This is a genomic window from Embleya hyalina, from assembly GCF_003967355.1.
Taxonomy (GTDB): Bacteria; Actinomycetota; Actinomycetes; order Streptomycetales; family Streptomycetaceae; genus Embleya; species Embleya hyalina.
Genome location: NZ_BIFH01000013.1, coordinates 904,841 through 929,591, shown reverse-complemented (window position 1 = coordinate 929,591; position 24,751 = coordinate 904,841). Strand labels below are relative to the sequence as shown.

Genomic DNA, 24,751 nt, shown 5'->3' with positions numbered 1-24,751 from the left:
AGCACGCTAGAAGCGGTGATTCCGGTCGGTCAATGGTCTGAACCAGTTGCGGCACAAATTGGCGAACCCGACGCGGGACGAGCGAGGGCGGCACGCCGGGCGATCGGGGCGGCTGGGCGCGACGACCCGACGTCGCACCGGGGTGCATCGCTTCGGGTCGGTCCCGGGAAGGACCGTTCGGAGTCTTCGTGAGACACGCTCCGGGGCAGGGTCCTCCTACCAGCGCCGGTCGGTGATGCTTGGGGGATCGATGGGGATCAGTGAAGAGCCAACGGACAACGGAGACGGCGCGACGCGCGGCCGATCAGAACCTTTCGGGCGGCAAGACCTCCTGGCTCGTGGCCTGGGTTCCGACCCTTGCCCTCATCGTTGCGATCCTTACCGCCACGGACACCTGGCTTCAGCCACAGCAGAAGTGGCAGGGGTTCATGGCTTCGCGTGATGCGGTGGCGGACCTGTCCCTCCAGTTCCACAACGGACTCGACACCGAGCAATCACGGCTCAAATTGCACGAGTTGCGAAAATTCCACCGGGAACGGAACATCTTCCAGTCGGCGTCGCGCCCCTCATCGGCGCTCGGGTGGAGGCACCCGGGTGTGGTGGCCGCGCGACACCGTCCCCCGCCCCGGAGGCACCCCGCTCGCGCCGGGCCGGCCCGGTGGCCCGCCGGCGCGAGCTATGGTGGCTGCTGATGACCGAGGTTGCGCGGCAAGCAGTGTTCTGGACCGACGACACGCCGGTCTGCGAGCCCATGGCGCACGGTGCGGACATCGCCGCGCACTTCCATGACTACGGCCAGTTGAGGTACGCCGCCTCCGGGGCGCTCGTCACCACGACCAAGGTCGGCACCTGGGTGGCCCCGGCGAACCGCATCACGTGGGTGCCGCCCTTCTACGTCCACGGCAGTCGCTCCCACGGCGAGACCGATGTCCGCGTGCTCCCGGTTCCGGCGGCACTGTCCGAAGAACTGCCGCCCGAACCGTCGGTCTTCGTGGCCAGTGCGCTGCTGCGCGAGGCGTACCTGGCGATGACCGGCGAGCACGAGCCCGCCGCCAGTGACCGTGGCCGTCTGCTGCTCGCGGTGATCGGCGCGGAGCTGATCCGCGCCCCGCAGGAGCCACTACGGCTGCCGGAGCCCAGCGATCCTCGCCTCAAGGCCGTCACCGACCTGCTGCACGCCGACCCGGCCATGTCGGCGACGCTGGCGGAGCTGGGGCGCCGAACCGGCTCGAGCGAACGCACTCTCAGTCGGCTGTTCGGCATCGAACTGTCGATGAGCTTCCATCAGTGGCGCACACTGCTGCGGATTCAGCGAGCGCTGCTCGAACTCTGTGAAGGTACCTCGGTCACCGAGACGGCGATACGACTCGGCTGGGCGAACCCCGGCAGCTTCATCGACGCCTTCACCGATCTCGTCGGCCAGACGCCCGGTCGGTACCGCTCCGCGGCGGGTGCGGCTCACAGCTGAGCACCGCCTCCGTCGGCCTGGCGGGTTATCGGAAATTCGAGGCGGAACATCGGTGGCACGCCCGCCCGCTCGGCGGCCACGCTTTGAGGCATGTCTCACCACCTCTCGGGTCACGGCGCCGCGGCTTCGGCAGCCGCCACGACGGCATCCTCCGGAGTCACGCTGGGTGACCTGATCATCCAGGCGCTCGGCCGGCACGGCTCGTCCGAGGCCTTCGTGGCCGGTGCTCGGCGACTGACCTACGCGCACGTCAGGGACCTCCTCTCGCGGTACGTGGCCGCGCTGGCCCAGCGGGGAGTGGGGCTCGGCGTGGGGGTCACGATGCTCGGTCCGAACATGCCCGAATCGTGGATCGTCCAGGCCGCGACGTATCTCCTGGGCGGCCGCTTCACCGGGCTGCAGACCCTGGCCTCGGCCACCGACCACATCACCGTCTGCGAGGACGCGGAGGCCACGGTGCTGGTGGTGACCGCACCCCTGGAGGAGCACGGACGCCACATCCTCGCCGAGGTCGACTCCCTGCGACACCTGATGGTGATCCCCGCCGCCGGTGGTCCGCCCGAGGGCGAGCCCCCGGCGGTTCGATCGCTCGACCGCGGTCCGGCGACGGAGACGGATGTCGCCTGGCTGCAGTACACCGGGGGGACGACCGGCAGACCCAAGGGCGTGATGCAGCCTCATCGGTCGATGGTGCAGATGGTCTACGCGCACATGGCCGACTTCGAGCAGCCACACCTCCCGCGCTACCTGGCAGCGGCCCCGCTCACCCACGCGGCCGGGCTGGCCGTCATCCCGACACTGCTGCGTGGCGGGACGGTCGTGATCGAGCAGGGCTTCGAACCCGGCCGATTCCTCGACGTCATCGAGGCCGAGCACATCAATTGTGTGAACGGCCTTCCGACGATGATCTACACCTTGTTGGATCAGGAGCGTCCGGAGACCAGAGACCTCTCCAGCCTCGAGGTCGTCTGGTATGCCACCGGACCGATGTCGCCGATGCGCCTGGCGGAGGCTCGCGAGCGGATCGGTCCGGTCTTCTCCCAGATCTACGGGCAGACGGAGTCGGCCGGCATCGGGACGGTCCTGACCAAGGCCGCACACGAGACCGCGAGCCTGGAGCAACTCGCCTCCTGTGGCCGTCCCGTGGTCGGCAACCGCATCAGGCTCATCGACGACGACGGCAACGACGTTCCGTTGGGCGAGGTGGGCGAGATCGCCATGCGGAGCCGCGGGGTGATGCAGGGCTACAAGAACCTCCCCCACGAGACGGAAGTGGCACTGGAGGGGGGATGGCTCCACACCGGAGACCTCGCCCGCCAGGACGCCGAGGGCCTGATCTACATCGTGGACCGCAAGAAGGACATGATCATCTCCGGCGGTTTCAACATCTACGCCGGCGAAGTCGAGGCCGTGCTGACCGCGCACCCTTCGGTGGGCTCGGCCGCCGTCATCGGCGTGCCGGACAGCCGCTGGGGTGAGATCGTCACCGCCTTCGTGGTCCCGCGACCGGGACGGCGGGTCGACGTTCCCGCGCTCCAGTCCCACGTGAAGCAGGTCAAGGGCTCGATGTACGCGCCCAAGAAGGTCGTGGTCGTGGACTCACTTCCCACCACGCCGGTGGGAAAGATCGACAAGAAGCGCCTGCGCGCACCGTTCTGGGCCGACTCGCCCCGCAATGTCCACTGACTATTCCGATGCCCTTCCCAGGGCCCGTCACGAAAGGCGCTCGGTGTGAACGTACCGCCGGCCCGACTGATCGACTTCCACTCCCACTGGGGCACAGAGCGAGGATGGAAGGGAAGCCCGTACGAGACCGCCGAGGACCGCGAGGCCCTGCGGGGCTATTTCAAGTGGGACATGGGCTTCGTCGACGACGAGGAGCAGGCCCTCCGGTTTCGCCGCGCCAACGTCAGGGCGATGCTCGACTTCGCGTTCACCCACACCATGGACGCCGGTGCGCTCCGCGACCAGCACGACTACGCCTTCGACTATGCGCGCAGGCACCCCGACGTCGTACTGGGCAACTGGATCGGCATCGATCCCACGCAACCGGCCCACGTCAGGGAATTCGAGCGTTGCCTGAGCGAGGGGACGGGACTCGTCGGGCTGACGGTCCACTCGTTCACCCCGGCCGGGACACCCGATCAGCCGGAATGGGAGACCTGTCTGAACCTGTGCGTCGAGGCCAACCGTCCCGTCCTCGTCCATGTCGGCATGTCGGCCACCGGGGCCGGTACCCGCGGAGGCATGGGCATCACCCTGGAGGGCTGCCACCCCCGTTACGTCGACCGCGTCGCGGCCGGGCATCCCGATCTGAACGTGATCGCGGCTCGGGTGGCGTGGCCCTGGCAGTCGGAGATGATCGCGGTCGCGCTGCACAAGGCGAACGTGTGGATGGAGCTGCACGGTTGGTCACCGCGCTACTTCCCCGACGAGCTCAAGCGCGAGATCGGCAAGCGGCTGCGCAAGAAGGTCTTCTTCGGAGCCGACTACCCGATGCTCGCCCACGAGAGGCTGGTCGAGGAGTGGCGCGACGAGGGCTACTCCCCCGACGTCCTCGACGACGTGTTCGCCGGCAACGCCGAGACGTTCCTCGCCTCGATCGGAGTTCGGTGATGGACATCGGACTGACCGGCAAGGTCGCCATCGTCGGCGGCGGCAGCGACGGCTTGGGATACGCCATCGCCGATCGTCTGCTGCGGGAAGGCGCCAGTGTCACCATCTTCGCGCGACGCGCGGAGAAGATCACTGCCGCCACGCGACGGCTTGCCGACGCGTACGGCGAGGAGAAGGTCCTCGGGCTGGCCGCCGACTGCTCGGCCGACGCCGACATCGAGCGCGTCACCGCCTCGACCCTCGCGCGGTTCGGTCCGGCCGTTCACGTTCTGGTCACCAACGACGGCGGACCACCGATCCGGCGCATCTCCGAACTCACCGACGAGGTGTGGCTGAAGGCCTTCGAGCGCCACTTCTTCTACGTCGTCAGATCCGTTCGAGCCACCTTGCCGTACATGACCACCGAAGGCGGCAGCATCCTCAACGTGGTCTCCGGCGTCGTCGAGCGCCCGGCCGTCGGCATGGCGGCGTCCGTCGGCGTGTGGTCGGCGGTGATCGGCTACGCCAAGACGCTCGCCCTGGAGGTCGCCAGGCAGGACATCAACGTCAACACCCTGTTGTCCGGATTCTTCGACACCGCCCTGCTGGGCGGAATGCTGGAACGGCAGCCGGAGCTGTCCAAGGCCGGCCTCGGGAACGGGGTACCCATGGGACGCGTCGGGGAGCCCCGTGAGTTTGCCGACCTGGTCGGTGCGCTCGTGTCACCCAACCTGCGATTCGTCACCGGCGCGGTGATCCCGGTCGACGGTGGCGCCGGCATCGGCATGGGCGCGAGCTTCGACTCGCCGACCTCGAAGTGAGGCACTGTTCATGAAGCGGACCATGAAGATCTCGACGATGCTCACCTACGGCACCGACCCGCGCGAGGCCGCCGACCACATCACTCGACTCGAGGCCGCCGGGCTCGACACCGTCTGGGTCGCCGAGGGGTACGGCTACGACTCGCCGACCCTGATGGGCTACCTGGCGGCCCGCACGTCGCGCGTGGAGATCGGCGCGGCCATCCTCAACGTCTACTCCCGCACCCCGACCATGCTCGCGTCGACCGCGGCCGGCCTCGACAGCGTGTCCGGCGGTCGCGCCGTCATCGGCCTCGGCGCCTCCAACCCGAAGATCGTCGAGGGGTGGCACGGCATGCCCTTCGTACGGTCGACCGCCCGCACCCGGGAGACCGTCGAGATCATCCGCGCGGCCCTGCGGCGCGAGGCGGTCGACTACAGCGGCCGCTCCTTCGAGATCCCTCTCCCGGCCGGTCGGGGCACCGGGCTCGGTGAGCCGCTGAAGATCATGACCAAGCCGCTACGTCCCTCCGTTCCGCTCTACGTCGCCGCGCTGGGACCGAAATCGGTCGAAGGCGCGGCGGAGTACGCCGACGGCTGGCTGCCTTTCCTGTACTCCCCCGAGGGCGCCGCCGGGGTATGGGGCGACGCGCTCGCCGCGGGAACCGCGAAGCGCTCCGGGAACCTCGCGCCCCTGGAGGTCGTGGCCGGTGGCATCGTCGCCATCGGCGAGGACGTGAAGAAGATGCTCGACGTCGCGCGGCCGATACTCGCGCTCTACATCGGAGGCATGGGCGCCCGCGGCAAGAACTTTTTCAACGACCTCGTCCGACGCTACGGCTACGAAGCCGAGGCCAAGGAGATCCAGGACCTCTACCTCGACGGCAAGACGAAGGAAGCCGAGGCCAAGGTCCCGTTCCGACTCCTCGAACAGATCAACCTCGTCGGCCCGGCCTCCTACGTCCGGGAACGAATCGAAGCCTTCCGCGAGTCCGGCGTAACCAATCTCCAGGTCACCCCGACCGGCCCCGACCCCGCCGGCCTCATACGTCGACTCAAGGAGTGGGCGGCCTGACCTCCGCTTCCGCCCGGGCAACACCCATTGCGACGCTTGACGGTTGCCACGAACTCCGGTGGATCTGCCCACAGGCTGCGACGGCGAGTCCCTACCGGGGGATTGTTCAGGGAATGTGGGTGTCGGCCAGGTGTTCTCGTAGTTGTCGGTGGCGGAAGCTGTAGAACTGGCCGTCGCGCCGGAGGATTTCGCAGGTGTGCAGGAGTTGGAGGAAGCTCATCAGCCGCCACGGAAGTCGCCTGCGGACGGCGAACGACACGACACATATCGCATAGTTGGGCCACGCCGTGTTGAAGCCGGCGACGATGAGTCCTATGGATGCGCCGAACAGGAGGCCGTGGACCGGGGCGGGGGTGAAGTGGGGGTCACCCAGGGTCGTCCCGAGGAATCGGGTCGTCACCCAGAGCATCAGGGTGGAGACTCCCGCGATCGATACGACGCAGAAGAGCGCGAGGGCTCGGTCCCGGCGATACAGGTGGGTGATGCTGGGGAGGTGTCCGGGCGAGGGCTGGTTGAGCCAACTGATCAGCCCGCCCGTCAGGCCGACCGGTACTCCGACGACGACGCCGAAGACGATTCCCAGCTTCAGACCGTAGTTCGGCCCGTGTGCGACCCCGCCCACGAACCCGCCCGCGGCTCCCACGAGCGCGGCTGCGACGATGGCCGAGGCCAGTTGTACGGGTGGCCCCAAGCCTCCGTGGACGTGAGCCGTGGACGGGACGAGCGGGTCGTTCGGACGCGTCAGGATCCTGGCCGAGACGGTGGCGACCACGACTCCCAGCGCGACCGCCAACAGGACCTGCCCCGGGGAGCGGTCGGGATCGGCGTGTCCGAACGCGGCCTGTGCGAGGAACACGCCGAGGGCCGAGGATGCCGCGACAGCCAGGCAGGCGAACCCGCCACCGACGAGTGATCCGGTGAGCCGGGTCCTCAGCAGGAAGACGAGCCCCACCGCGGGTGCGATCTCCGCCCCGTCGATCACGGCCGTCGGACCCTCGCCGAGAAGCGTTCCCTCGACCACCACGGCGAGGGCCGTGGCCAGGAACGCGGTGAGCGCGGCTTGCTTTGTCCGGACGCCGCGACAGACTCCGAGGACGATGCCCGTGATGCTGCCGATGGCGAATCCGCGGGTGAGGCCCCGGGGCATCTCGAGGCAGAGCCGGTAGGCCGGAAGCACGGCCAGTATCACGGCGATGCCGAAGATCCCCGGGGATATCGCCTCGTGGATGCGCCACCAGGGCAGGGTCGCCGCCGGGGGCTGTACGTTCCGCATCTTGTAGGCGATGTACGCGGCCTGTTTCCTTACCCTGGCGCGCCGGGCGGGTCTGGATATGCGTCCGGCGAGGCTCTGGTCGACGTGCGTCTCCATGAGCAGCGCCCTGCCCGCGTCGCCGCCGTGCCACTGGACCACATGGCGCAGGCGGGTGGGCAATGCGGGATCTCTCAGGGAGCCCCGCCACAGCAGGTCGACGCACAGTGTCGAGCCGAGCATGGCCGCCAGATCCGACCCGGGATTGGCCTGGATCGCGTGGATCAGCCCGTTCAGGTGCGCACGGGTCCCGGGGCCGACGGAGGGAAGACGTGCTCCGAGATAGCCGAGAACGTCGGCCGGGCGTGGATCCTCGAGGACGAGCCTCCAGGATTTCGTCGGCGCGGGCATGTCGGGTGGCAGCGGCCGCGAGAGAACGAACAGGGGCTTGTCTTTGGAAATCGTGTCGATCCCCCGGAGGGCGAGCCCCGGGACCTGGCCTCCCTCGACCTCGTCGAGGCCGTCCAGGATCAACATGATCCGGTCGGAGTCGGTCAGGGCGTGCAGCAGGGACTTGCCGGGTTCCGGCCGCAATTGGCGAAGAGCGGGGTAGGAGGCGGTGACCTGGTGGTCGAACCAGGTCTCGAATGTTTCCCGGGACGGACTCCACGACGCCAGGGGCAGGTATAGAGCGACCAGTCCCGAGTTTTCGGCGTATCGCGCGATTCCCGTCGTCAGGAGCACCCCGAGCGTGGTCTTCCCGCCGCCGCCGGAACCGTAGACGACGGCTCGTCGCACACCGCCCGTCAACACGAGGCCGGTGACCTGCGCGAGGTATTCCTCGAAATCCCATTCGTATCGGGGCGACGCCGGAGGCGGGGGAGGCTCGACGAGATAGGTGCCGGTGTCCAGATCTCGAATCCGAACCCGCAGTAGATCCGGGCGTTCGATACCACGGTCCCGTCGCTCCCGGGTCCAGAGGTCTTTCGCATTGCTTCGAATCTCGGGGAGAATATCATCCACGGTGACGACACCGCGATCCGAACCGAAATTCGGAATTATTCCGACGATCGCCAACACGCTGATCATCGTTCCCACGACGGAGGCGATCTGGTCTCCGGACGCCTGCCCATACACCAGGAAATTCGCAAGGATGGCCATCCCCGCCAGGATCACCACCGCGCCGAAAACTCGAGTACGCCACCGCTTCGCGCGGGTGGTCCACGGATTCATCGTGCCCCTCCCCCAACGGGCATGCGTCCGGCGGGATTCGAATCCGAACCGTGCCGGGACCAATTCGCTGCATGATTCCCTCGGTCGGGCCCGTCAAGCCGGTCCGCCGGCCGAAGACCCGACACCGCCCGGGCCCGAATGATCGGGTGCGCAATCCGACCGGCGGCCCACCCGCTTGTGCGATCGACGGTGTGTCGCGGCATCTGGTCCGCGTCCTCCTCGGTTCGTACGGGAGCATTGACGGTCTTGTCGGAAATCGAGGAATTCAGTCGGAACGTGGGCAATCACGATCGATTCCGGTTTCGTAGGCCGGTCGGGGACGTGGGGCTATTCCGGCCCGGATCCTGCCGTTCGCGCCGGGCATGCAATCCACGGTAGGTCCGTCGCCCGGTCCCCACTGCAAAACCGCGCGTCCCGCCGACACGATCACGATCCCCCCGGCACACCGCCATCGACGAGCGGGCCGATTCCCCGTTGAGGAGCGGCAACCGGGCACCGGAACGGTTTCCTCCGCGCCGACTTCTCGCCCGAGGCGTTCACGCCTTTCGGCAACGCATCCCTGGAGCACCGGGGGTGATGGATTCGATCATCCGGTCGCCCTGTCGACGACCGCCCACGGAACCGCCCTCTGCGGGGACGGCCGGGATGCCGCGTCGGGTTCGTCGTCGGGTGTGGGGGCTGGGGGATGATGCCGGTCATGGTGACAGCGCGGCGCATCGAAGGTTTTTCCCCGACCGGTCGACCGATTTCCACCCCGACCACCAAGTTCGGCGGTCGGCCCGTGTGGCTGACCGGTCCGCAGTGGCCGATCAGTGCGGCCTGGGATCGGCCGATGCGGTTCGTCTGCCAGATCGAGTTGGGCCCGGTCCTGGGAGCGGCCGGCCGCGGGAAGGTGGCCTACGTCTTCGTGACCCACGCCGACCACGGGGAGGATTTCTTCGATCCCGACGTCATCGATCCCGATGAGGGCGAGAACGCGGTGATCGTGCAGCCGGGGGGCGACCATGCCGGCCCGGTACGCCCGCTGGCGACCGGGCCGGGACTGTATGGCGACGACGGGGCAGCGGTGGAGTTCACCGCCGACCTCCGCCCCGTCGACGAGCCCGTTTCCCTGACGAGTGGGGAACTCGAGGCACTGCCGACCGCCGACCGGGACCGCTACGTGGAGCGGGTCGACGGCGACAAGATCGGTGGAACGCCGCTGTTCTTCCAGGGTGACCAGTGGCCGGACGGCGGGCCGTGGCGGCTGCTGCTGCAACTGGACTCGAACTGGGTACCGTTCCGGCTCCACCTCGGCGCGGCACCGAGACTGTTCGCCTTCGTGTCCGAGGACGGCACCCGCGGCAGGCTGCTCGTCCAGGACTCCTGAGGCCGACGAGTCGGTCGATCGAGTGCGGATACTCCGGTCGGGCAAGGCGGTTCGACCGCCCCTTGCGGGCGTGCCCGGGTTGTCGCCGAACACCGCTCTGTGCAAAGGGAGTTCGCGAGGCGGCACGACATCGGGCGGCGCCGCGCGGCCGACGCCCGGGGCGGCGAGCGGGGTTGTGTCAGGAGGTGTCCGTGCGCAGGAGGACGGGGAGTTCGCGAAGGCCGTTGGCTATGAACGACTCCCGGCGCGGGAGCGCACGTTCGGGGTGGGCGAGGGTCAGGTCGGGGAAGTGTGCGAAGAGTGCGCGCAGCGCGATGTCGGCTTCCATGCGGGCCAGGGGCGCGCCGAGGCAGTAGTGGGGGCCGTGGCCGAACGCGAGGTGTTCCTTGTCCGCGCGGGCGGGGTCGAAGACGTCGGGGTCGGCGTGCACGGCGGGGTCGCGGCCGGCGGCGCCGAATCCGATGATGATGGCGTCGCCGCGGCGGATGGTGACCCCCTCGCCGAGCTCGATGTCCGCGACGGCGTAGCGCAGGGGCATGTGGGCGATGGGGCCTTCGAGGCGCAGGGTTTCCTCGACGACGTCGTTCCAGTCGATGCTCGCGCGTCGCAGACGTGTGTGCTGGTCGGGGTGGATCAGGAGGGCGTGGACGCTGTTGAGGATCAGGTTGACGGTGGTATCGGAGCCGGCGCCGATCATGAGGATGCAGGTGTCGACGAGTTGGGTCTCGGTCAGGTGGCCGTCGCCGTCCCGGGCGGCGATGAGGTCGCTGGTCATGTCGGGGCCGGGGTGGGCGCGTCGGTGGGCGACCAGTTCGCCCATGCACGCGCGCAGTTCGCGGTAGTCGGCGGTGGCCTGGTCCGGGTCGGCGGCGGTGTGCAGGGCGGCGTCGATCACGTGCAGGCTGCGCGCGCGCATGTGTGGGGGGACGCCGAACAGGTCGCAGATCACCTCCGTGGGCACCTTGCGGGCGAACGCCGCGCGCAGGTCGACGGGTTGCCCGGTTTCGACGATGTGCAGGTCGGTGATCAGGCGGTCGACGATCTCTTGCACGCGGGGCCGGAGTTCCTCGGTGCGGCGCGGGGTGAAGGCGGTGGCGATGAGGGCGCGCAGGCGGCGGTGTTCACGGCCGTGGGCGTTGAAGGCGCTGTCGGTGCGGACCCACACGTCCAGCTGCCAGTTCCGGGGAACATCGCGCAGGGCGGGCCAGTGCGCGGCCGCGTCGCGGGAGACGCGGCGGTCGCTCACCAGGAACTTGATGGTGTCGCGTCGGGTCACCGACCAGGCCCGAACGCCTCCGGGAAGGCGAACGGGCGTCGCGGGGCCGCGATCGCGCAGGCCGGCGGCCTCGGTGTGCAGGTCGGCGCCGGTGGGGTCGAGGAACGGGCATCCGGCGTGGTCGGCGGATTCCATGGCGTACCTCCGTGGCTCTTCGATGCGCGGACGGGGGTGAGAAGTGCACGGCAAGGCGGTCGGGGTGCGGCGGAACGGTCCCGGACGCCACGTCGACGCCTGTGGAAGCAGGAGTTCGCCATGGGTGAGTAGCTTTACAGCACGTTGTCGAGTGCCCCGCCGACAGTGAGCATTCCCCGGAACAGGGCTCCGGCGAACCGGCGTTCGGTGAGCGATGAGCACGCCGAGTGGACGCACCGGGCACATCCCAGCAGCGTGTGCTGCGGCCGCCGCCCGGTCCCCCGCCCACGCGGTGCCCGGTTCAGTTGACGATGTGGCCGAGCGCACCCTCCAGGGAGTACCGACTCGGGTCCTCGCAACGGGAGTCGGTGGTGACGAGGTGTTGTCGGGTGGCGGGGTTGAAGCAGCGGTAGAGGGGGACGGTGCCCGCCGTCGGATCGTGGTGAACGTGGCCGAGGGGGCCTTCGAAGGTGTAGCGGCTCAGGTCCTCGCAACCCGCTTCGGTGGTCACGAGATGGTCGTTGGCGGCGGGGCTGTAGCAGCGGTAGAGGGGCACGGTGCCCGGGACCCGGTCGCGGTGGACGTAGCCGAGGGGGCCTTCGAAGTGGTAGCGGCTCGGGTCCTCGCAGCCGGCTTCGGTGGTCACGAGGTGGTCCTGGGTGGCGGGGTTGAAGCAGCGGTAGAGGGCGACGGGGCCGGAGCGGTCGGCGACGGTGAGTTCGATGGCGGTGTCGTTGGCGTCCCAGAATCCCGGGATGGTGAGCGTGACCCGGTTGGCGTCCCGGCCGAGCGCGACCGGTGTGCCGTCCTTGACGAGGGAGGCCGCGGAGAAGACCTTGCCGTCGCGGGGCAGCGGCAGGACGAGGGTCCGCCCGGCGGGCGGGTTGAGGACGTGGAGGTATTCGGCGCGGTCGTCGGGTGACCTGGTGGCCACGCCCCAGGGCAGGTCGGTGATGCGGGTCCCGGGTTTGGTGGGGTAGGACGTGCTGGGTCGGGTGTCCAGGACGGACCGCGCGATCGGGTCGATCCACGCGCCGACCTGCCGCAGTGCCGGCATGACGCCGGGTTCCCAGCCGCCGCCGGCGTAGGGGCCGGCCGCCCAGGCCGTGCCGCCGCCGTCGGTGTTGGTGCCCGCCTGCAGGACGGTGTAGCGGAACAGGCTCCGCGGCGGGTACTTCACCCAGCCGCCGGTCTCCGAGGCCCACCAGGAGGTCTCGGTCGCGCGCAGCGTCGCCGTGACGGGCTTGGCGTAGCCGGGCCACAGGTCGCCGTCGGGCTGGGCGAACTCGTTCTGGCCGAAGTACTCCTTCATGCCCTTGTCCAGGCCGTACAGGTTGCCGTAGTCGTTCTGGATGAGCACGGCGCGCGGATTGACCGCCTTGATCGTGGTGCGCAGCCGGGGGTAGTCCAGGACGGTCTGGCTGTCGCCCGCAGGGCTTCCCTCGTCCATGAACAGGCCGTCGATCCGTGCGCCGTAGCGTTGCATCAGCTCCTGGTAGACGTCGTTGACGAACGTGTTCCATCGGGGGCGGTCGAAGTCCGCTCCCGGGTTCCAGGGCTGGCCGGGCGGGTGGGGTTGGGTTCCCCAGCCGGTCTTTCGCCTGTCGGCGGCGGTGAATTCCATGCCGTCGCGCGGGTGGGTGTAGAGATAGACCCGGATGCCCTTGGCCTTGACCGCGGTGATCATGTCGCCGATGAGGTCGCGGTCGACGCGATGGCCGGGCAGGTCCCAGTCGAGCATCCTCCGGCTCGGGTACAGGGCCACCATCCCGGCGTGCCAGGCGGTGAAGACGACGTACTGCACCTTCGTGGCGGCCAGATCGTCGGCGAACCCGTTCGCGTCGAAGGCGTTCGCCAAAGCGTTGGAGTCGTGGACGACGACGCCGCCGGGGGTCACCGTGCGACCGGGCACGTAGTGGACGAACAGGCCGTACTTGTGATCGAGAACGTCGGTCAACCCGTCGTCCGCGTGGGCCCGTTGGGTCGGGAAGGGCCCCACGAGGAGAGCCGTCAGCAGAACCAGCGTGACGAACAGCCCCGTCGACTTGCGCCTACCGGCCAAACGCATAAGCGAATCCCTTTCCGTCCGGTGGAAGTCCATCCGCATACCGCTTACCCACACAACCGCCCGCGGCGCACCGTGGGATCGGCAGGGCCAAGTCCGGACACCGGGCCTCGCAACACGCCCCCACCACATCCGGCGAGCAGTGGCACGCCAACGCCCCGGCCCGAACCCTGCCGGACCGGGCCCTCGCCTGGATACAACGCATCACGATCGTGTGCCTCGACGACAGGTCGGACGCCCCGAACACGTGCGAAGCGTGCACGACGTCGGAATCGGCACGCGCTGCCGGCCGCTGCTCGGAATTCGGATGCGCCGATCCGACGCGACGAGCAGACTCGGGGCGGGCACCGCGCAACCGGCCGTTCCGCCGGGCGGGATCGCCGAACACCCCCGAGCGAGCGATGCGCCGACCGGTCCCGTCCATCAAGGTGATCGGGGCCGTCGCGGGTGGTTCCCACGCGCCCCGGCCGCTTTCACCGACCGCCTCACGAAGGAGCGTTCGCACCGGTGACCAAGACCGCACCCGAGCCCGACGGGGACGAACTCGGCGGCCGAATGGGCGAGATGGGGCTACGCGGGGTGCGCCGGTTGGCGGTGCTGACCGGGGCGGGGATCTCCACCGCCTCGGGCCTCCCCGACTTTCGCGGCCCGCACGGCCTGTGGACCCGCGATCCGGCGCGCGAGCAGGACACCCACCGCAAGCGGTACACGACCGACCCGAGCGTGCGGGCGCGGGTGTGGCGCGACCTGGCCGCACCCGGGGTGAGCGATGCCCGGCCCGGCGCGGCGCACCGGGCACTGGCTCGGCTGCGGGCGAGTATCGTCACGCAAAACGTCGACGGACTGCACCGGATGGCGGGCAGCCCCGTCGATTCCGTGCACGAGTTGCACGGAAGCCTGGCCCGTGCCCGCTGCGTGCGATGCCGATGCCCGGTGCCGATGGTCGACGCGCTGCGCGCGGTCCGGGCGGGGGCGAGCGAGCCCCCGTGTCCGGCCTGTCGGACGGGGGTGTTGCGGCCGGACGTGGCCCTGTTCGGCGAGCACCCGGACCGTGACGTCCACGGGCGGGCCGCGAGTTCCGTGCGGGCGGCCGAGGTGTTGGTGGTGATCGGGACCTCGCTGCGGGTGCGACCCGCCGCCGATCTGTGCGCCGCGGCGATCGGGTGCGGTGTCGAGTTGGTGATCGTCAACGCCGAACCCACGCCGTACGACGGCCTCGCAAGTACCGTGCTGCGAGGCGACATCGAGGCCATCGTGCCGCGACTCGTGAGCACGCTGGTGGCGGGCGGAACGCCGACCCGATGAGCCCGACGGGCGAGCACCCGGATCCGGCGCCGGTGCGGCGCCGGATCGCAGGTCGGGGTTGCCTTCGGGGCTCTACGTGTCTCGTTCCGCGGTCAGGCGCCGGAGTAGGTCGAGCAGCGTTGCGCGGTCCGCGCCGGACAGGGCCGCGAAGCAGGCGGTGAGCACCTTGTCGGCAACCGTGTGGCCGACCGCCAGGACCTGCTCGCCGGCGGGCGTGAGGTGGTGCTCGATACGCCGGCCGAGTCCCGGGCGGCGCTCGATGAGGGCCTGGGCCGTGAGACGGCCCGCGAGCGCTCCGAAGGCTTGTTCGGTCTGAAACGTGGCCGCGGCCAACTCGCGCGCCGATGCCCCGGGCGAGCGGCCGATCGCACGCAGGGCATCCCACTGGGCCGGCGTGGTGCCGTTGGCGGAGAGCGCGCCGTCAAGGGCCCGGTGTTGTCGATACCGGGCTTCCGAGGCCGGAGCCGGAAGGCCGGTCCTCGTCCTGCACGGCGGCGGCCCCGACACGGTCGCCGGCCTCGTCCGACACCTCTCCCACGTCGCACACACCATCGCGCCCGTGCACCCCGGCCGGGACGGCACCCACCGCCCCGCATGGCTCACCGGCATCGACGACCTGGCCCTCGCCTACCTCCACCTCCTGCGCGAACGCCGACTGCGCGACGTTCTCGTCCTCGGCTCCTCGCTCGGCGGCTGGACAGCCGCCGAAATGGCCGTACGCGACAACGCGGGAACCATCACCGGCCTCGTCCTGGTCGACGCCGTCGGCGTGCGGGTCGAGACGGAACCGATCACCGACTTCTTCGCCCTCGACGCACGCGGCGTCGCGGAGCACTCCTGGCACGACTCGGACCACTACCACCTCGACCCGGCCGACGTCCCGGCCGAAGAACTCGCGCGCAGACGAACCAACATGGCCACCATGCGCGTCCTCGCCGGCGACCCTTACATGCACGACCCCAAGCTGCTGCGCCGGCTCCGGCACGTCCAGGCACCCGCCCTCCTGCTCTGGGGTGAGAGCGACCGCATCGTCACCCCCGTCTACGGCGCGGCATACGCCGACGCCTTCGGCAACGGCCGACTCGAGGTCGTTCCCGAGGCGGGCCACCTCCCGCAGATCGAACAACCGCAAGCCACCTTCGCCCTGATCGACGCCCACCTACGCCGGACGAGCAACCCGGCCTGTCGACGGTGAGGCGTCTACCGGTGCTCGCGGGGTTCCCGCAGGGCCCGGACGACGACTTCGTGGGTTTCCACCCTGTCGTTCCCGGTGACCGCGAACATGCGCCGGCCGAGCAGGTTCGGGTCGTCCACGCGCACCAGGGCGATGTTCCGCGGGACGACCGGGGCGAGGATTTCCGGGATGACACAGATGCCGAGACCGGCGGCGACGAGTCCGAACCGGCTGGGCCACGTGCGCGTGCGGAAGGCGATCAGCGGATCGGTCAGTGTGGGCCAGGCACCGAACTGTGGTTCGTCGTCGGCGCCTTTGCCGACGATCCATGACGCGTGGGCGAGTTCGCGTACCGGGACGGCGCTTTCCGACTCGGCGAGCGGGTGCCCGCGCGGCACGCCCACCATCAGGTCGCCGCCCGGCAGCGGGATGATCCGCAGCCCCTCCAGGGCCGGCTGTGGCAGGCCGGGCCCGGAGGCCACGATCGCGATGTCCAGTCGCCCGGTGGTGACCTGGTGCACGAGCCGGGGCGAGGACGCCTCGGTGAGTGTGAACGTCAGTCTGGGCTGCTCTTCCAACGCTCTGGCCAGCGCGAAGGGGAGCAGGCCGGCGTTCGCGGCGGGGAACGCCCCCACCCGGACCCGGATCTGCGGCCCGGAGGTGAGCGCGTCGAGCCGTTCGTCGAGCCGGTCGAGTCCGGCGAGGGTCTCGGTGGCGAATCGGGCGACGATCTCCCCCGCGCGCGTGGTCTTGACGCCGCGCGCGCCGCGTACGAAAAGCGGCTGTCCCGCGGCTTTCTCCGCGGCCGAGACCTGGCGGGAGACGGCGGGTTGGGAGTAGCCGAGCGTGCGCGCCGCGCCGCTCAGGGAGCCGTGCGCGGCCACCGCGCGTACGACGCGAAGGGCGGTGATGCTGAGTTCCGGCACAGCGACATGGTAACCGTCCGAGCCATGCATGGACGTTATGGGAGCGGACCGATGATTGCATGTGACGCAGAGCCGAAAGTCGGCTTTCGGGGTCTACCGTCGAAGGTGGCGACACAAGCCGAAACCCCGAAAGGCCCTTCCCATGAGCGAGTTCATTTCCCCTGACGACACCCGGTACGACGAGCGTGCGCGCGCATTGGTGCGGATCGGCCGCGAGGCGATCGCCGTGGCCGACGACGAGAAGCTGGACGCCTATTTCGCGGACGATTTCGTGTTCCACGGTCCCGACGGCGATATGACGTACCCACAGCTGCGTTCCTTCTTCGCGGCCATGCGTGCCGCGTTCGAGGGATTCGCCTGCGAGCGTCGCGCCATCATCGGCGAGGGTCCGTACATCGGTTCGCGTACCTGCATGTCGGGGCGCTTCACCGGGCCCTTCGAGGCGTCGCCCATCGGCACGATCGCACCGAACGGGCAGCCGATGCGACTCGAGCTGATCAACCTCTTCCGCTATCACGAGAACGGCCGACTGGCCGAGGAGTGGGTCCAGTACGACAACGTCGGCTTCCTGCGCCGGCTCGGCGTCGACCTCACCGAGGGGCGCTGACCGACACCCGGCGGCCGGGCGGCGGTCGGCCGGCGGCGTCCGGATCCTCGGCACCGACGCGCGCGGAGGGTCCGGTGCCGTGGCGTGGAGTCCTCAGCGTTCGAGACCGGTGATGTCCTGGGTGCCGAGGGTGGCCAGGAGGTCGAGGAGGTCGGCGCTGTCGGTGCCGACGGCGGGGGTGAACCAGAGCAGCCGTTGTCGGCCGTCCTCGCTGAACAGGTTGAGGCAGTTGACCTCGATCGGGCCGAGCGTGGGGTGGTCGAGGCGTTTGCGGTCGTCGCGGCGGAACGCCACGTCGTGGTCGGCCCACAGGGCGGCGAATTCGGGCGAGGCGGCGAGCAGCGTGCCGATCAGCGACGCGGCCTCGGTGTCCCTGGCGTCGCGTCGGGCGGCGGCCGCGCGCAGGTCGGCGACGAAGGCCCGGGACTGCCCCGGGTGGTCGGCCTCGGGATAGAGCAGGCGGGCGTCGGGCTCGGTGAACCACCGGTGGACGAAGCTCGCCCGGGTGCCCCGGAAACCGGAGTGGTCCCCGAGCAGCGCCACCGCGAGCGGGTTCTGGACCAGGGTGACGTGCAGGTCGGTGATGACCTGTGCGGGTGTCGAGGTCAACCGGGAGAGCAGGTCGAGCATGCCGGGATGGACGTGCGAAGCCGGCCCGCCGGACGCGGGCACGGGGCGGTCGGCCAGGTGGTACAGGTGGTCGCGCTCGTCGCCGGTCAGCCGCAGCGCCCGGGCCAACGCGGCGATCATCTGTTCGGAGGGCTGGGATCCGGCGCCGCGTTCGAGTTCGTTGTAGTAGTCCACCGACGCGCCGGCGAGCCGGGCGACCTCGTCGCGGCGCAGCCCGGGCACCCGGCGGCGCGGCCCGTGCGGAAGACCCACGTCGGCCGGGCGGATGCGGGCGCGGCGCGAGCGCAGGAACGCCCCCAACTCGGTGTGTTTCACGGAACCCATGTCTGCCATTGTGCGTCCGGTCGCGCGGGCGACCCAGGGGATGACGTCCCCTGGTTCCGCCGGCCGGCGCCGCGCATCGTGGAGGGCATGAACACGAAACACCCCGAGCGCGCCGGATCGGCATCGACGAACTGCTGACCCCCCGCGCCGGCCTCCGACCACGCCGGCCGGCACCCGGGAGGCGGCCCCGGCCAAACCTCCCCGCTTCACGGAAACCCACTCAAGGAGAAACACCCATGCCCTTCGCCAACTTCAAGGTCCCTGCGGGCACCGTCACCACCGAGGACAAGAAGAAGCTCGTCGAGCGCACCACCGACCTGTACGCGGAGATCTACGGTGAGCGGGCCCGCGCCACCACCGTCGTGCTGATCGACGAGGTCGTCGACGGCGGCTGGGGCGTCGCCGGCAACGTCCTGACCGCCGCCATGCTCAACGGCGACGACGGCGGCAACGGCGGCAACGGCGACGACAACGCCTGACGGCCACCCGGTCGGTGTGCGGGCTCGGCGCCACGGCGCCGGGCCCGCCTCGTTCGGTCCGGGCTCGCGCGGCCGTCCCCGGCGGGACACGGTGATGATCGTGCACGGTCGCGCGCAGGGCCGGGGCCCGGAAATCCAGTTGCACCACAGTAAATCCAGGCGTAACAAGGTTGCATTTGATGTTAATGATCCCTGCTTCTAACGTCGAAAGCGAGCAGCCGGCAGGCCGCGAATCCCCCTCCCTTTCGCATCAGGAGCGATCATGAACACCCTCCCCGCCCCCCGCACCGTCCCCGCCGACGCCGCCGAACTCGAAGCGGTCCTGGAGCGCGCCGTGACCGTGGTCGAGGCGGCCGGGGAACTCCTGCGCAAGCGCTACGACACGGCCGCGCGCCCCGGCGACCTCGACGAGATCGTCCGCGCCATCCACGCCAACGACAAAGCGGTCCTGGCCCTCGTCGCGCAGCCGCTGCTCGACACACGTCCCGGTTCCCGATGGGTCGAGGACGAACTGGCCGGCGGCGTGCTGCCCGGGGGCGAGTGGTGGGTGGTGGACACCGCCGAGGGCAACATCAACCACATCCACGGCATGGGCGAATGGGCGGTGACCGCCGCGCTGGTACGCGACAACGCCCCGGTCCTGACCGTGGTCCACCTGCCGCTCACCGGCAACACCTACACCGCGCTGCGCGGCAAGGGGGCCTTCCTCGACGGTGCACCGCTGCGCGCCTCCGCCAAGACCGACCTGCGCGCCGCGCTGGTGGGCACCGGGCAGGCCAAGCCGGGCGAGGACGAGGAAGCGCTCCGCCGCACGGGCGCGGCGGTGACCGCCATGCTCCTCGACGCCCTCGTCGTGCGGGTCTCGGTCCCCGCCACGCTGCAACTCGTGCACGTCGCGGCCGGCCGCATGGACGTCTTCTGGCAGTTCTCCGACGTGCGCTCGGGCCTGCTGCCCGGCGCGCTCCTGGTCGCCGAGGCCGGCGGCACCGTCACCGACACCCGCGGAGAGCCCTGGAGCCTGGCGAGCGCCGACTTCCTCGCCACCGCGCCCGGCCTGCACGCCCGGGCGGTCGACGTCCTGTCCGGCCCCCGCTGACCCGCACCACCCGGTCCGGGTCCGCCCCGGGCCGACCGGAGCCGCCAAGTGGCTTACCACGGAACCCTGTTCATCCTCTTACCGCACGAGTGGAGATCATCGTGAGGATCGCAATACTCGGCTCCACCGGACCGACCGGCCGGCTGCTGGTCGCCCGCGCCGTGGAGCGTGGCCACGACGTCGTGGCGCTGGCCCGCCGGCCGGAACGGATCGAGGTGCCCGCCGCAGCGAACCTGCGGGTGGTCCGTGCGGACGTGACCGACGCCGGCACGGTCGCCGCGGCCGTCGAGGGCGCCGATGTCGTCATCAGCGCCTTGGGCATCACCAAGAAGCAGGACCCGGCGATCCTCGTCGACGGCGCCCGTCAGATCGCCTCGGCCGCGTCCCGCGTCGTCTGGCTCACCTCCCTGGGCATGGGAGCCACCGAAGGAGCACTCGGCCCCGTCACGGGGGCTCTCCTCAAGCCCATCCTGCGCCACGAGTGGGACGCCAAGGCCGTCGCCGGCCGCACCGTCCGCGAAGCGGGCGGGACCACCGTCCACGCCGGGCCGCTGACCAACAAGCCCTACCGGGACAACGGACGACTCCTGCGCGCCGCGGACTTCCGACCGCGCACGATCCCGCCCATGGCACCCCGCGCCGGAATCGCCGCCCTCATGGTCGCGGAAGCGGAAAGCCCCCACTTCGCCGACACCGACACCATCGCCCTGTTCGACAATCGCTGAGCCGCCGGCGAGCCGCCGTCCCCGCCAGCACGAACCCGGCGGACGGATCCCACGAAGACGACCGCCACCGCACCGCTTCGGCCGGCCGGCGAGTCGATTGGTGTAGCGTGAAAGCGCGTTGCCCTCCGACGCCCGAGGTACTCCCATCCGGTATGCCGGCGCAGCCGCAAGCCCGGACCCAGTCGCCAGGACCCTACCGGTACCGAGGCGGGGACCGTACCCGCAGACACACGGGAACCTTCATGCGTTCGACCGCAGCCACCCGGATCGTGGCCTTGGCCCTGACCCTTCTCCTGACGGCGGCATGCGCCTCCTCGGGCTCCGACGAGGACGCGGACACCGCGCCGACCGCACAGAACCCCTCCCCCGGCGCCGGCACCGCCGCGCCACCCGCACAGCCGACCGCCGGCGACGCCAGGCCCGTCCTGCCGCCACCGGTCGGCGCACCATGGGACTACCAGATCGGTGGCGCCTACCCGCCGGCCGCGGGCGTGCGCATCGTCTCGCGCGACAGCGGCGCGGACCCGGCCCCGGGCCTGTACAACATCTGTTACATCAACGCCTTCCAGGCCCAGCCCGGCAGCAGCGCCTGGTGGCAGAGCAACCACCCCGACCTGCTGCTGCGCGATTCCGGCGGCGCCCCGATCCTCGACAAGGACTGGCACGAGCCCCTGCTGGACGTGTCCACCGCCGCCAAGCGGGACAGGCTCGCACAGATCGAATACCCCTGGATCGACGGCTGCGCGGCCAAGGGATTCCAGGCCGTCGAACCCGACAACCTCGACTCCTACGGCCGTTCCCAAGGGCTGCTCAAACCGCAGGACAACATCGCGTTCGCCACCCTCTTGGCACGGCGCGCCCACCGCGACGGCCTGGCCATCGCCCAGAAGAACGGCGCCGAACTGCTCGACCGGCACCGGGAGATCGGATTCGACTTCGCCGTCTCCGAGCAGTGCGGCGCGACCGACGAGTGCGATCAGTACGCATCGGCCTACGACAACCGGGTCGTCGACGTCGAGTACGACGACGCCGGATTCGCCTCCGCCTGCACATCCGTCGGCCCGCGCATCTCGGTCGTCCGCCGCGACCACGACGTCACCGCCCCGCCGAACGGCAAGTACGTCCGCCGAACCTGCTGACGGCCGGGCATCCGCAGCACCCACCGCCGCCCATCGGCGGGACGGAGTCGGCTCGCCGTCGAAGCGCCCACCGGAGAGGAATCACACATGGACAACAAGGTCGCACTGGTGACCGGGACATCCAGCGGAATCGGCCTGCACACCGCCGTGGGCCTGGCCGCCAGGGGCATCCGCGTGGTGGCGACGATGCGTGACATCGCCAAGGCCGACCCCTTGCGCGCCGAATGCGCCGACCAGAGCGTCGACTTGACAGTGCGCGGACTGGACGTCACCGACCTCGACGACGCCCGACGGTGCCTCGACGCGGTGTCGGCCGAATTCGGCCCGATCGACATCCTCGTCAACAACGCCGGCGCCTGCACGGCCGGAACACTGGAACACCTCGACACCGCCGCCCTCCAGCGGCAACTCGACGTCAACTACCTGGGCCCCGCCGCCCTGACACGCCATGTGCTGCCGTCCATGCGCAAAGCCGGCGCCGGCCGCATCGTCAACGTCACCAGCAACGGCGCAGCCCACGGCCAACCGTTCCTCGACGCCTACTGCGCCTCGAAGTTCGCCCTCGAAGGCCTGATGCAGTCCCTCGAACCCGTGGCGGCCCGCTTCGGGATCACGATCAGTGTGGTGGAACCCGCGTCCGTCGCGACGAACATGACCGAAAACCTCGACGCCCGGGCGCTCTTCCGCGCGGACGACCCCTACCGCGAACTCGCGGAAAGGTTCCTCCGGACCGCGCAGGCGGAAATGGCCGAGGCCCAATCGGCCCGAAACGCGGCGGCGGTCGTGGTCGAGGCGGCCACCACCGACACACCCCGCTTCCGTTGGCAGACCTCACCGACCGCGACCGCCCTGGTCGGCCTCTCCCTCGCGGACCTGGACGGCGGCAACGTCGCCGCCGCCATGTCCCGTTGGCTCGACTGACCGCGTCCCGCACGTCGACCGCGAGGACACGCGCACCCGCTTCGCCGGGCGCACCGGACGCACGGTCAGCCGCGGCCGCTGAAGTGGATGTAGAGCCAGATTCCGCCGCCGATGAGGTGCGTTCCGAAGGTGAAGACGAGGAGCCAGACGATGATGCCCCGTTCCATCTCCTTCTGGGTCTGGCGTCTCGCGACGGGGCGGGGCGGTGTGGGGCGTTCCGCGTTCGTGTCGTCGGGGCTCACGCTGTGTCTCCGATCCGGTTGTTCGAGGGCGGCGGGGGCGCCGTGACGGCCGATGGGGCGCGGGTCGCCGTCGGCCGGGTGGCCGGGGCCCGAGGGGTCGCGGCTCAGCACGGCAGTGCCCGGGGGGCGGAGTCGGCCTCGAACGGGGCGGGCCGGGTGTGGGGTTGGCGCAGCAGGGTTCGGGCGTGCTCGATGGCGGCGGGGGTGTCGGGCAGGATGCGGTGGTCGCGGCGCAGGTGTTCGGCGATGTCGAGGCTCGTGAGTATGTCGTCGTGGGCGGGTTTGATCCCGGAGAGCAGGACGGTGATGCCGCGGTGTTCGAGTCTGTCGATGGCGTCGCCCAGGACGCCGGCGCCGGTGGCGTCCATGGTGGTGACCCGGGACATGCGCAGGATGACGACTCGGACGTCGGTGATCTCGGAGAGTTCGAGCAGGAAGCGGTGTGCGGCGGCGAAGAACAGGGGTCCGTCGAGGCGGTAGGCCACGATGTGCGCTTCGAGGAGGGCGCGTTCCTCGTCGGTGTGGTCGGTGGTGTCCAGGGGGACCTGTTCGAGGCGGGCGGCGCGGGCGACGGACAGCAGGGCCAGGAGCACGGCGAGGCCGATGCCGACGGCGACGGCGGTGACCAGGTCGAGGGCGACGGTGACGACGAACGTCAGGGCCAGCACGAGGGCGTCGGCGCGGGTGGCCTTGGCGAGGGCGCGCAGCGCGGAGACCTCGACCATGCGCACGCAGGTCGCGAGGAGGACTCCGGCGAGGGCGGCCAGCGGGATGTGGGCGACCAGGGAGGCGGCGGTGAACACGATCACGGCGAGTGCGACGGCGTGGGTCAGCGCGGCCAGACGCGAGGTCGCCCCGGCGCGCACGTTGACGGCGGTGCGGGCGATGGCGGCGGTGGCGGGAACGCCGCCGAACAGGGGCGCGGCGAGGTTGGCCACGCCCTGGCCGAACAACTCCCGGTCGGGGTCGTGCCGTTGCCCGACGGTCATGCCGTCGGCGACGGCGGCGGAGAGCAGGCTCTCCAGCGCGGCCAGCGCCGCGACGGCCAGCGCGGAGGGCAGGAGGTCGACCACCATGGATGTGTCCGCGAACCCGAGCGAAGGGGCGGGAAGTCCCGCGGGCAGGGCCCCGATCGGGGTCAGCGGTAGATCCATCGACCACGCCAGGATCGTGGCCCCGGCGACGGCGACCAGGGAGAAGGGGACCGCCGGGCGCCATCGGGCGCCCGAAAGCATGACGCCGGCGACCACCAGGGCCGTGATCGGCGCGGCGGCCCCGGGGTGATCGAGCCAGCGGAACGCGGCGTCGGCGGCGCTCTGCCAGACCTTGTCCCCCTCGGCGTGGGCGATCCCCAGTGCGGCGGGGACCTGTTGCAGGGCTATCACCACGGCGATCCCGGCGGTGAACCCCTCGATGACGGGGGCCGGCAGGAAGGCCGCGAGGCGCCCGAGACGCGACACGGCCATCACGACGAGGATCAGCCCGGCGAGGAGGCCGACCATCAGGACGCCGTCGGTGCCGTGGGCGGCGACCACCGGCACCAGGACGACGGTCATCGCCCCCGTGGGTCCCGACACTTGGAGGTTGGAGCCGCCGAACACGGCGGCCAGCGCCCCGGCGACGATCGCGGTGACCAGCCCGGCCTGCGCGCCCAGACCCGACGCGACGCCGAACGCGAGCGCCAGTGGGAGCGCGACGACCGCGACCGTCAGTCCCGCGATCAGGTCGCGTCCGGGGGAACGGCGCATGGTGCGCAGGTCGCCGCGCCCGGGCAGGAGCGCGCGCAGGCGGGCGGCGCGTCCGCCGACCGGGGGAGCCGGAGTGTCCCGGGCGGTGTGGGGTGGCTGCCACCGGTCGTTCATGGTGCGGTTCCTCGCTCCTGGAAGGTAGGCCGTGCCGATGCCCCGCACCCGCCCGT

General features: G+C 70.4%; 22 protein-coding genes. 14 read left to right on the top strand and 8 right to left on the bottom strand.

Going from position 1 to position 24,751, the window contains the following annotated elements:
• The first annotated feature begins 691 nt into the window (after positions 1-691).
• The 5 genes from EMA17_RS04000 (at position 692) to EMA17_RS03980 (ending at position 5,938) form a co-directional block, all read left to right on the top strand.
• The gene (locus tag EMA17_RS04000) at positions 692-1,468 is read left to right on the top strand and encodes an AraC family transcriptional regulator (protein ID WP_126635433.1); all 777 of its coding nucleotides are present in this window, start codon (positions 692-694) and stop codon (positions 1,466-1,468) included.
• Positions 1,469-1,558: 90 nt separating this feature from the next.
• Positions 1,559-3,154 (top strand): AMP-binding protein, encoded by a 1,596-nt coding sequence (locus EMA17_RS03995; RefSeq protein ID WP_126635432.1) that lies wholly within the window; start codon positions 1,559-1,561, stop codon positions 3,152-3,154.
• A 45-nt stretch (positions 3,155-3,199) separates the two neighbouring features.
• A complete protein-coding gene (locus tag EMA17_RS03990; RefSeq protein WP_126635431.1) occupies positions 3,200-4,084 on the top strand; it encodes an amidohydrolase family protein in 885 nt (294 codons plus the stop codon).
• A complete protein-coding gene (locus tag EMA17_RS03985; RefSeq protein ID WP_126635430.1) occupies positions 4,084-4,884 on the top strand; it encodes an SDR family oxidoreductase in 801 nt (266 codons plus the stop codon). Before EMA17_RS03990 ends, EMA17_RS03985 begins: the two co-directional genes overlap by 1 nt.
• 22 nt (positions 4,885-4,906) lie before the next feature.
• Positions 4,907-5,938 (top strand): LLM class F420-dependent oxidoreductase, encoded by a 1,032-nt coding sequence (locus EMA17_RS03980; RefSeq protein WP_126635429.1) that lies wholly within the window; start codon positions 4,907-4,909, stop codon positions 5,936-5,938.
• 106 nt (positions 5,939-6,044) lie between these two features.
• Here the strand turns inward: EMA17_RS03980 and EMA17_RS03975 are convergent, their stop codons facing one another.
• Positions 6,045-8,348, bottom strand: coding sequence for a hypothetical protein (locus EMA17_RS03975; RefSeq protein WP_126635428.1), 2,304 nt, complete (start codon positions 8,346-8,348; stop codon positions 6,045-6,047).
• A 769-nt stretch (positions 8,349-9,117) separates the two neighbouring features.
• On the opposite strand from EMA17_RS03975, the gene EMA17_RS03970 reads away from it, so the two are divergent.
• A complete protein-coding gene (locus tag EMA17_RS03970) occupies positions 9,118-9,789 on the top strand; it encodes a DUF1963 domain-containing protein (RefSeq protein ID WP_160161306.1) in 672 nt (223 codons plus the stop codon).
• A 178-nt stretch (positions 9,790-9,967) separates the two neighbouring features.
• Here the strand turns inward: EMA17_RS03970 and EMA17_RS03965 are convergent, their stop codons facing one another.
• Entirely contained in the window at positions 9,968-11,200 is a 1,233-nt protein-coding gene (locus tag EMA17_RS03965) for a cytochrome P450 family protein (protein ID WP_126635426.1), read from the bottom strand.
• 301 nt (positions 11,201-11,501) lie between these two features.
• Positions 11,502-13,268, bottom strand: coding sequence for an alpha-L-fucosidase (locus tag EMA17_RS03960; RefSeq protein ID WP_160161305.1), 1,767 nt, complete (start codon positions 13,266-13,268; stop codon positions 11,502-11,504).
• Positions 13,269-13,772: 504 nt separating this feature from the next.
• On the opposite strand from EMA17_RS03960, the gene EMA17_RS03955 reads away from it, so the two are divergent.
• Positions 13,773-14,570 (top strand): SIR2 family NAD-dependent protein deacylase, encoded by a 798-nt coding sequence (locus EMA17_RS03955; protein WP_246126424.1) that lies wholly within the window; start codon positions 13,773-13,775, stop codon positions 14,568-14,570.
• A gap of 72 nt (positions 14,571-14,642) precedes the next feature.
• Here EMA17_RS03955 and EMA17_RS03950 read toward each other — a convergent pair whose 3' ends face one another.
• A complete protein-coding gene (locus EMA17_RS03950) occupies positions 14,643-15,077 on the bottom strand; it encodes a MarR family winged helix-turn-helix transcriptional regulator (protein WP_170222076.1) in 435 nt (144 codons plus the stop codon).
• On the opposite strand from EMA17_RS03950, the gene EMA17_RS03945 reads away from it, so the two are divergent.
• Positions 14,974-15,765 carry an alpha/beta fold hydrolase gene (locus EMA17_RS03945; RefSeq protein WP_126635423.1) on the top strand — a complete coding sequence of 264 codons (792 nt, stop codon included), beginning with the start codon at positions 14,974-14,976 and terminating at the stop codon, positions 15,763-15,765. The genes EMA17_RS03950 and EMA17_RS03945 overlap by 104 nt on opposite strands.
• Before the next feature lie 5 nt (positions 15,766-15,770).
• Here EMA17_RS03945 and EMA17_RS03940 read toward each other — a convergent pair whose 3' ends face one another.
• On the bottom strand, positions 15,771-16,670 hold the full coding sequence (locus EMA17_RS03940) for a LysR family transcriptional regulator (RefSeq protein ID WP_160161304.1): 900 nt from the start codon (positions 16,668-16,670) through the stop codon (positions 15,771-15,773).
• A gap of 142 nt (positions 16,671-16,812) precedes the next feature.
• Between EMA17_RS03940 and EMA17_RS03935 the strand changes: the two genes are divergently transcribed.
• On the top strand, positions 16,813-17,277 hold the full coding sequence (locus tag EMA17_RS03935) for an ester cyclase (protein WP_126635421.1): 465 nt from the start codon (positions 16,813-16,815) through the stop codon (positions 17,275-17,277).
• Positions 17,278-17,370: 93 nt separating this feature from the next.
• On the opposite strand, the gene EMA17_RS03930 is transcribed toward EMA17_RS03935, so the two are convergent.
• Positions 17,371-18,240, bottom strand: coding sequence for a helix-turn-helix transcriptional regulator (locus tag EMA17_RS03930; RefSeq protein ID WP_174861295.1), 870 nt, complete (start codon positions 18,238-18,240; stop codon positions 17,371-17,373).
• Positions 18,241-18,467: 227 nt separating this feature from the next.
• Here EMA17_RS03930 and EMA17_RS03925 point away from each other — a divergent pair, with 227 nt between their 5' ends.
• The 5 genes from EMA17_RS03925 to EMA17_RS03905 all read left to right on the top strand — a co-directional run bounded on the left by EMA17_RS03925 (position 18,468) and on the right by EMA17_RS03905 (position 22,591).
• On the top strand, positions 18,468-18,710 hold the full coding sequence (locus tag EMA17_RS03925; RefSeq protein WP_126635420.1) for a 4-oxalocrotonate tautomerase family protein: 243 nt from the start codon (positions 18,468-18,470) through the stop codon (positions 18,708-18,710).
• A gap of 262 nt (positions 18,711-18,972) precedes the next feature.
• Positions 18,973-19,806, top strand: a complete 834-nt coding sequence (locus EMA17_RS03920; protein WP_126635419.1) for an inositol monophosphatase family protein — start codon at positions 18,973-18,975, stop codon at positions 19,804-19,806.
• A 101-nt stretch (positions 19,807-19,907) separates the two neighbouring features.
• A complete protein-coding gene (locus tag EMA17_RS03915) occupies positions 19,908-20,531 on the top strand; it encodes an NAD(P)-dependent oxidoreductase (RefSeq protein WP_160161303.1) in 624 nt (207 codons plus the stop codon).
• 242 nt (positions 20,532-20,773) lie between these two features.
• Positions 20,774-21,670 (top strand): endo alpha-1,4 polygalactosaminidase, encoded by an 897-nt coding sequence (locus tag EMA17_RS03910; protein WP_126635418.1) that lies wholly within the window; start codon positions 20,774-20,776, stop codon positions 21,668-21,670.
• An 87-nt stretch (positions 21,671-21,757) separates the two neighbouring features.
• Complete coding sequence (locus tag EMA17_RS03905; protein ID WP_126635417.1) at positions 21,758-22,591, top strand: SDR family oxidoreductase; 834 nt, start codon at positions 21,758-21,760, stop codon at positions 22,589-22,591.
• A 65-nt stretch (positions 22,592-22,656) separates the two neighbouring features.
• Here the strand turns inward: EMA17_RS03905 and EMA17_RS51600 are convergent, their stop codons facing one another.
• On the bottom strand, positions 22,657-22,833 hold the full coding sequence (locus EMA17_RS51600; protein WP_160161302.1) for a hypothetical protein: 177 nt from the start codon (positions 22,831-22,833) through the stop codon (positions 22,657-22,659).
• Between the two features lie 104 nt (positions 22,834-22,937).
• The gene (locus EMA17_RS03900) at positions 22,938-24,581 is read right to left on the bottom strand and encodes a SulP family inorganic anion transporter (RefSeq protein WP_246126445.1); all 1,644 of its coding nucleotides are present in this window, start codon (positions 24,579-24,581) and stop codon (positions 22,938-22,940) included.
• Positions 24,582-24,751: the final 170 nt, after the last annotated feature.

Coding starts and splice junctions, on each gene's coding strand:
- EMA17_RS03965 (WP_126635426.1), bottom strand. CDS start 11,200: ATGGAATCCGCCGACCACGCCGGATGCCCGTTCCTCGACCCCACCGGC.
- EMA17_RS03925 (WP_126635420.1), top strand. CDS start 18,468: ATGCCCTTCGCCAACTTCAAGGTCCCTGCGGGCACCGTCACCACCGAG.
- EMA17_RS03985 (WP_126635430.1), top strand. CDS start 4,084: ATGGACATCGGACTGACCGGCAAGGTCGCCATCGTCGGCGGCGGCAGC.
- EMA17_RS03975 (WP_126635428.1), bottom strand. CDS start 8,348: ATGGCCATCCTTGCGAATTTCCTGGTGTATGGGCAGGCGTCCGGAGAC.
- EMA17_RS03995 (WP_126635432.1), top strand. CDS start 1,559: ATGTCTCACCACCTCTCGGGTCACGGCGCCGCGGCTTCGGCAGCCGCC.
- EMA17_RS03980 (WP_126635429.1), top strand. CDS start 4,907: ATGAAGATCTCGACGATGCTCACCTACGGCACCGACCCGCGCGAGGCC.
- EMA17_RS03920 (WP_126635419.1), top strand. CDS start 18,973: ATGAACACCCTCCCCGCCCCCCGCACCGTCCCCGCCGACGCCGCCGAA.
- EMA17_RS03900 (WP_246126445.1), bottom strand. CDS start 24,581: ATGCGCCGTTCCCCCGGACGCGACCTGATCGCGGGACTGACGGTCGCG.
- EMA17_RS03905 (WP_126635417.1), top strand. CDS start 21,758: ATGGACAACAAGGTCGCACTGGTGACCGGGACATCCAGCGGAATCGGC.
- EMA17_RS03910 (WP_126635418.1), top strand. CDS start 20,774: ATGCGTTCGACCGCAGCCACCCGGATCGTGGCCTTGGCCCTGACCCTT.
- EMA17_RS04000 (WP_126635433.1), top strand. CDS start 692: ATGACCGAGGTTGCGCGGCAAGCAGTGTTCTGGACCGACGACACGCCG.
- EMA17_RS03935 (WP_126635421.1), top strand. CDS start 16,813: ATGAGCGAGTTCATTTCCCCTGACGACACCCGGTACGACGAGCGTGCG.
- EMA17_RS03960 (WP_160161305.1), bottom strand. CDS start 13,268: ATGCGTTTGGCCGGTAGGCGCAAGTCGACGGGGCTGTTCGTCACGCTG.
- EMA17_RS03970 (WP_160161306.1), top strand. CDS start 9,118: ATGGTGACAGCGCGGCGCATCGAAGGTTTTTCCCCGACCGGTCGACCG.
- EMA17_RS03930 (WP_174861295.1), bottom strand. CDS start 18,240: ATGGCAGACATGGGTTCCGTGAAACACACCGAGTTGGGGGCGTTCCTG.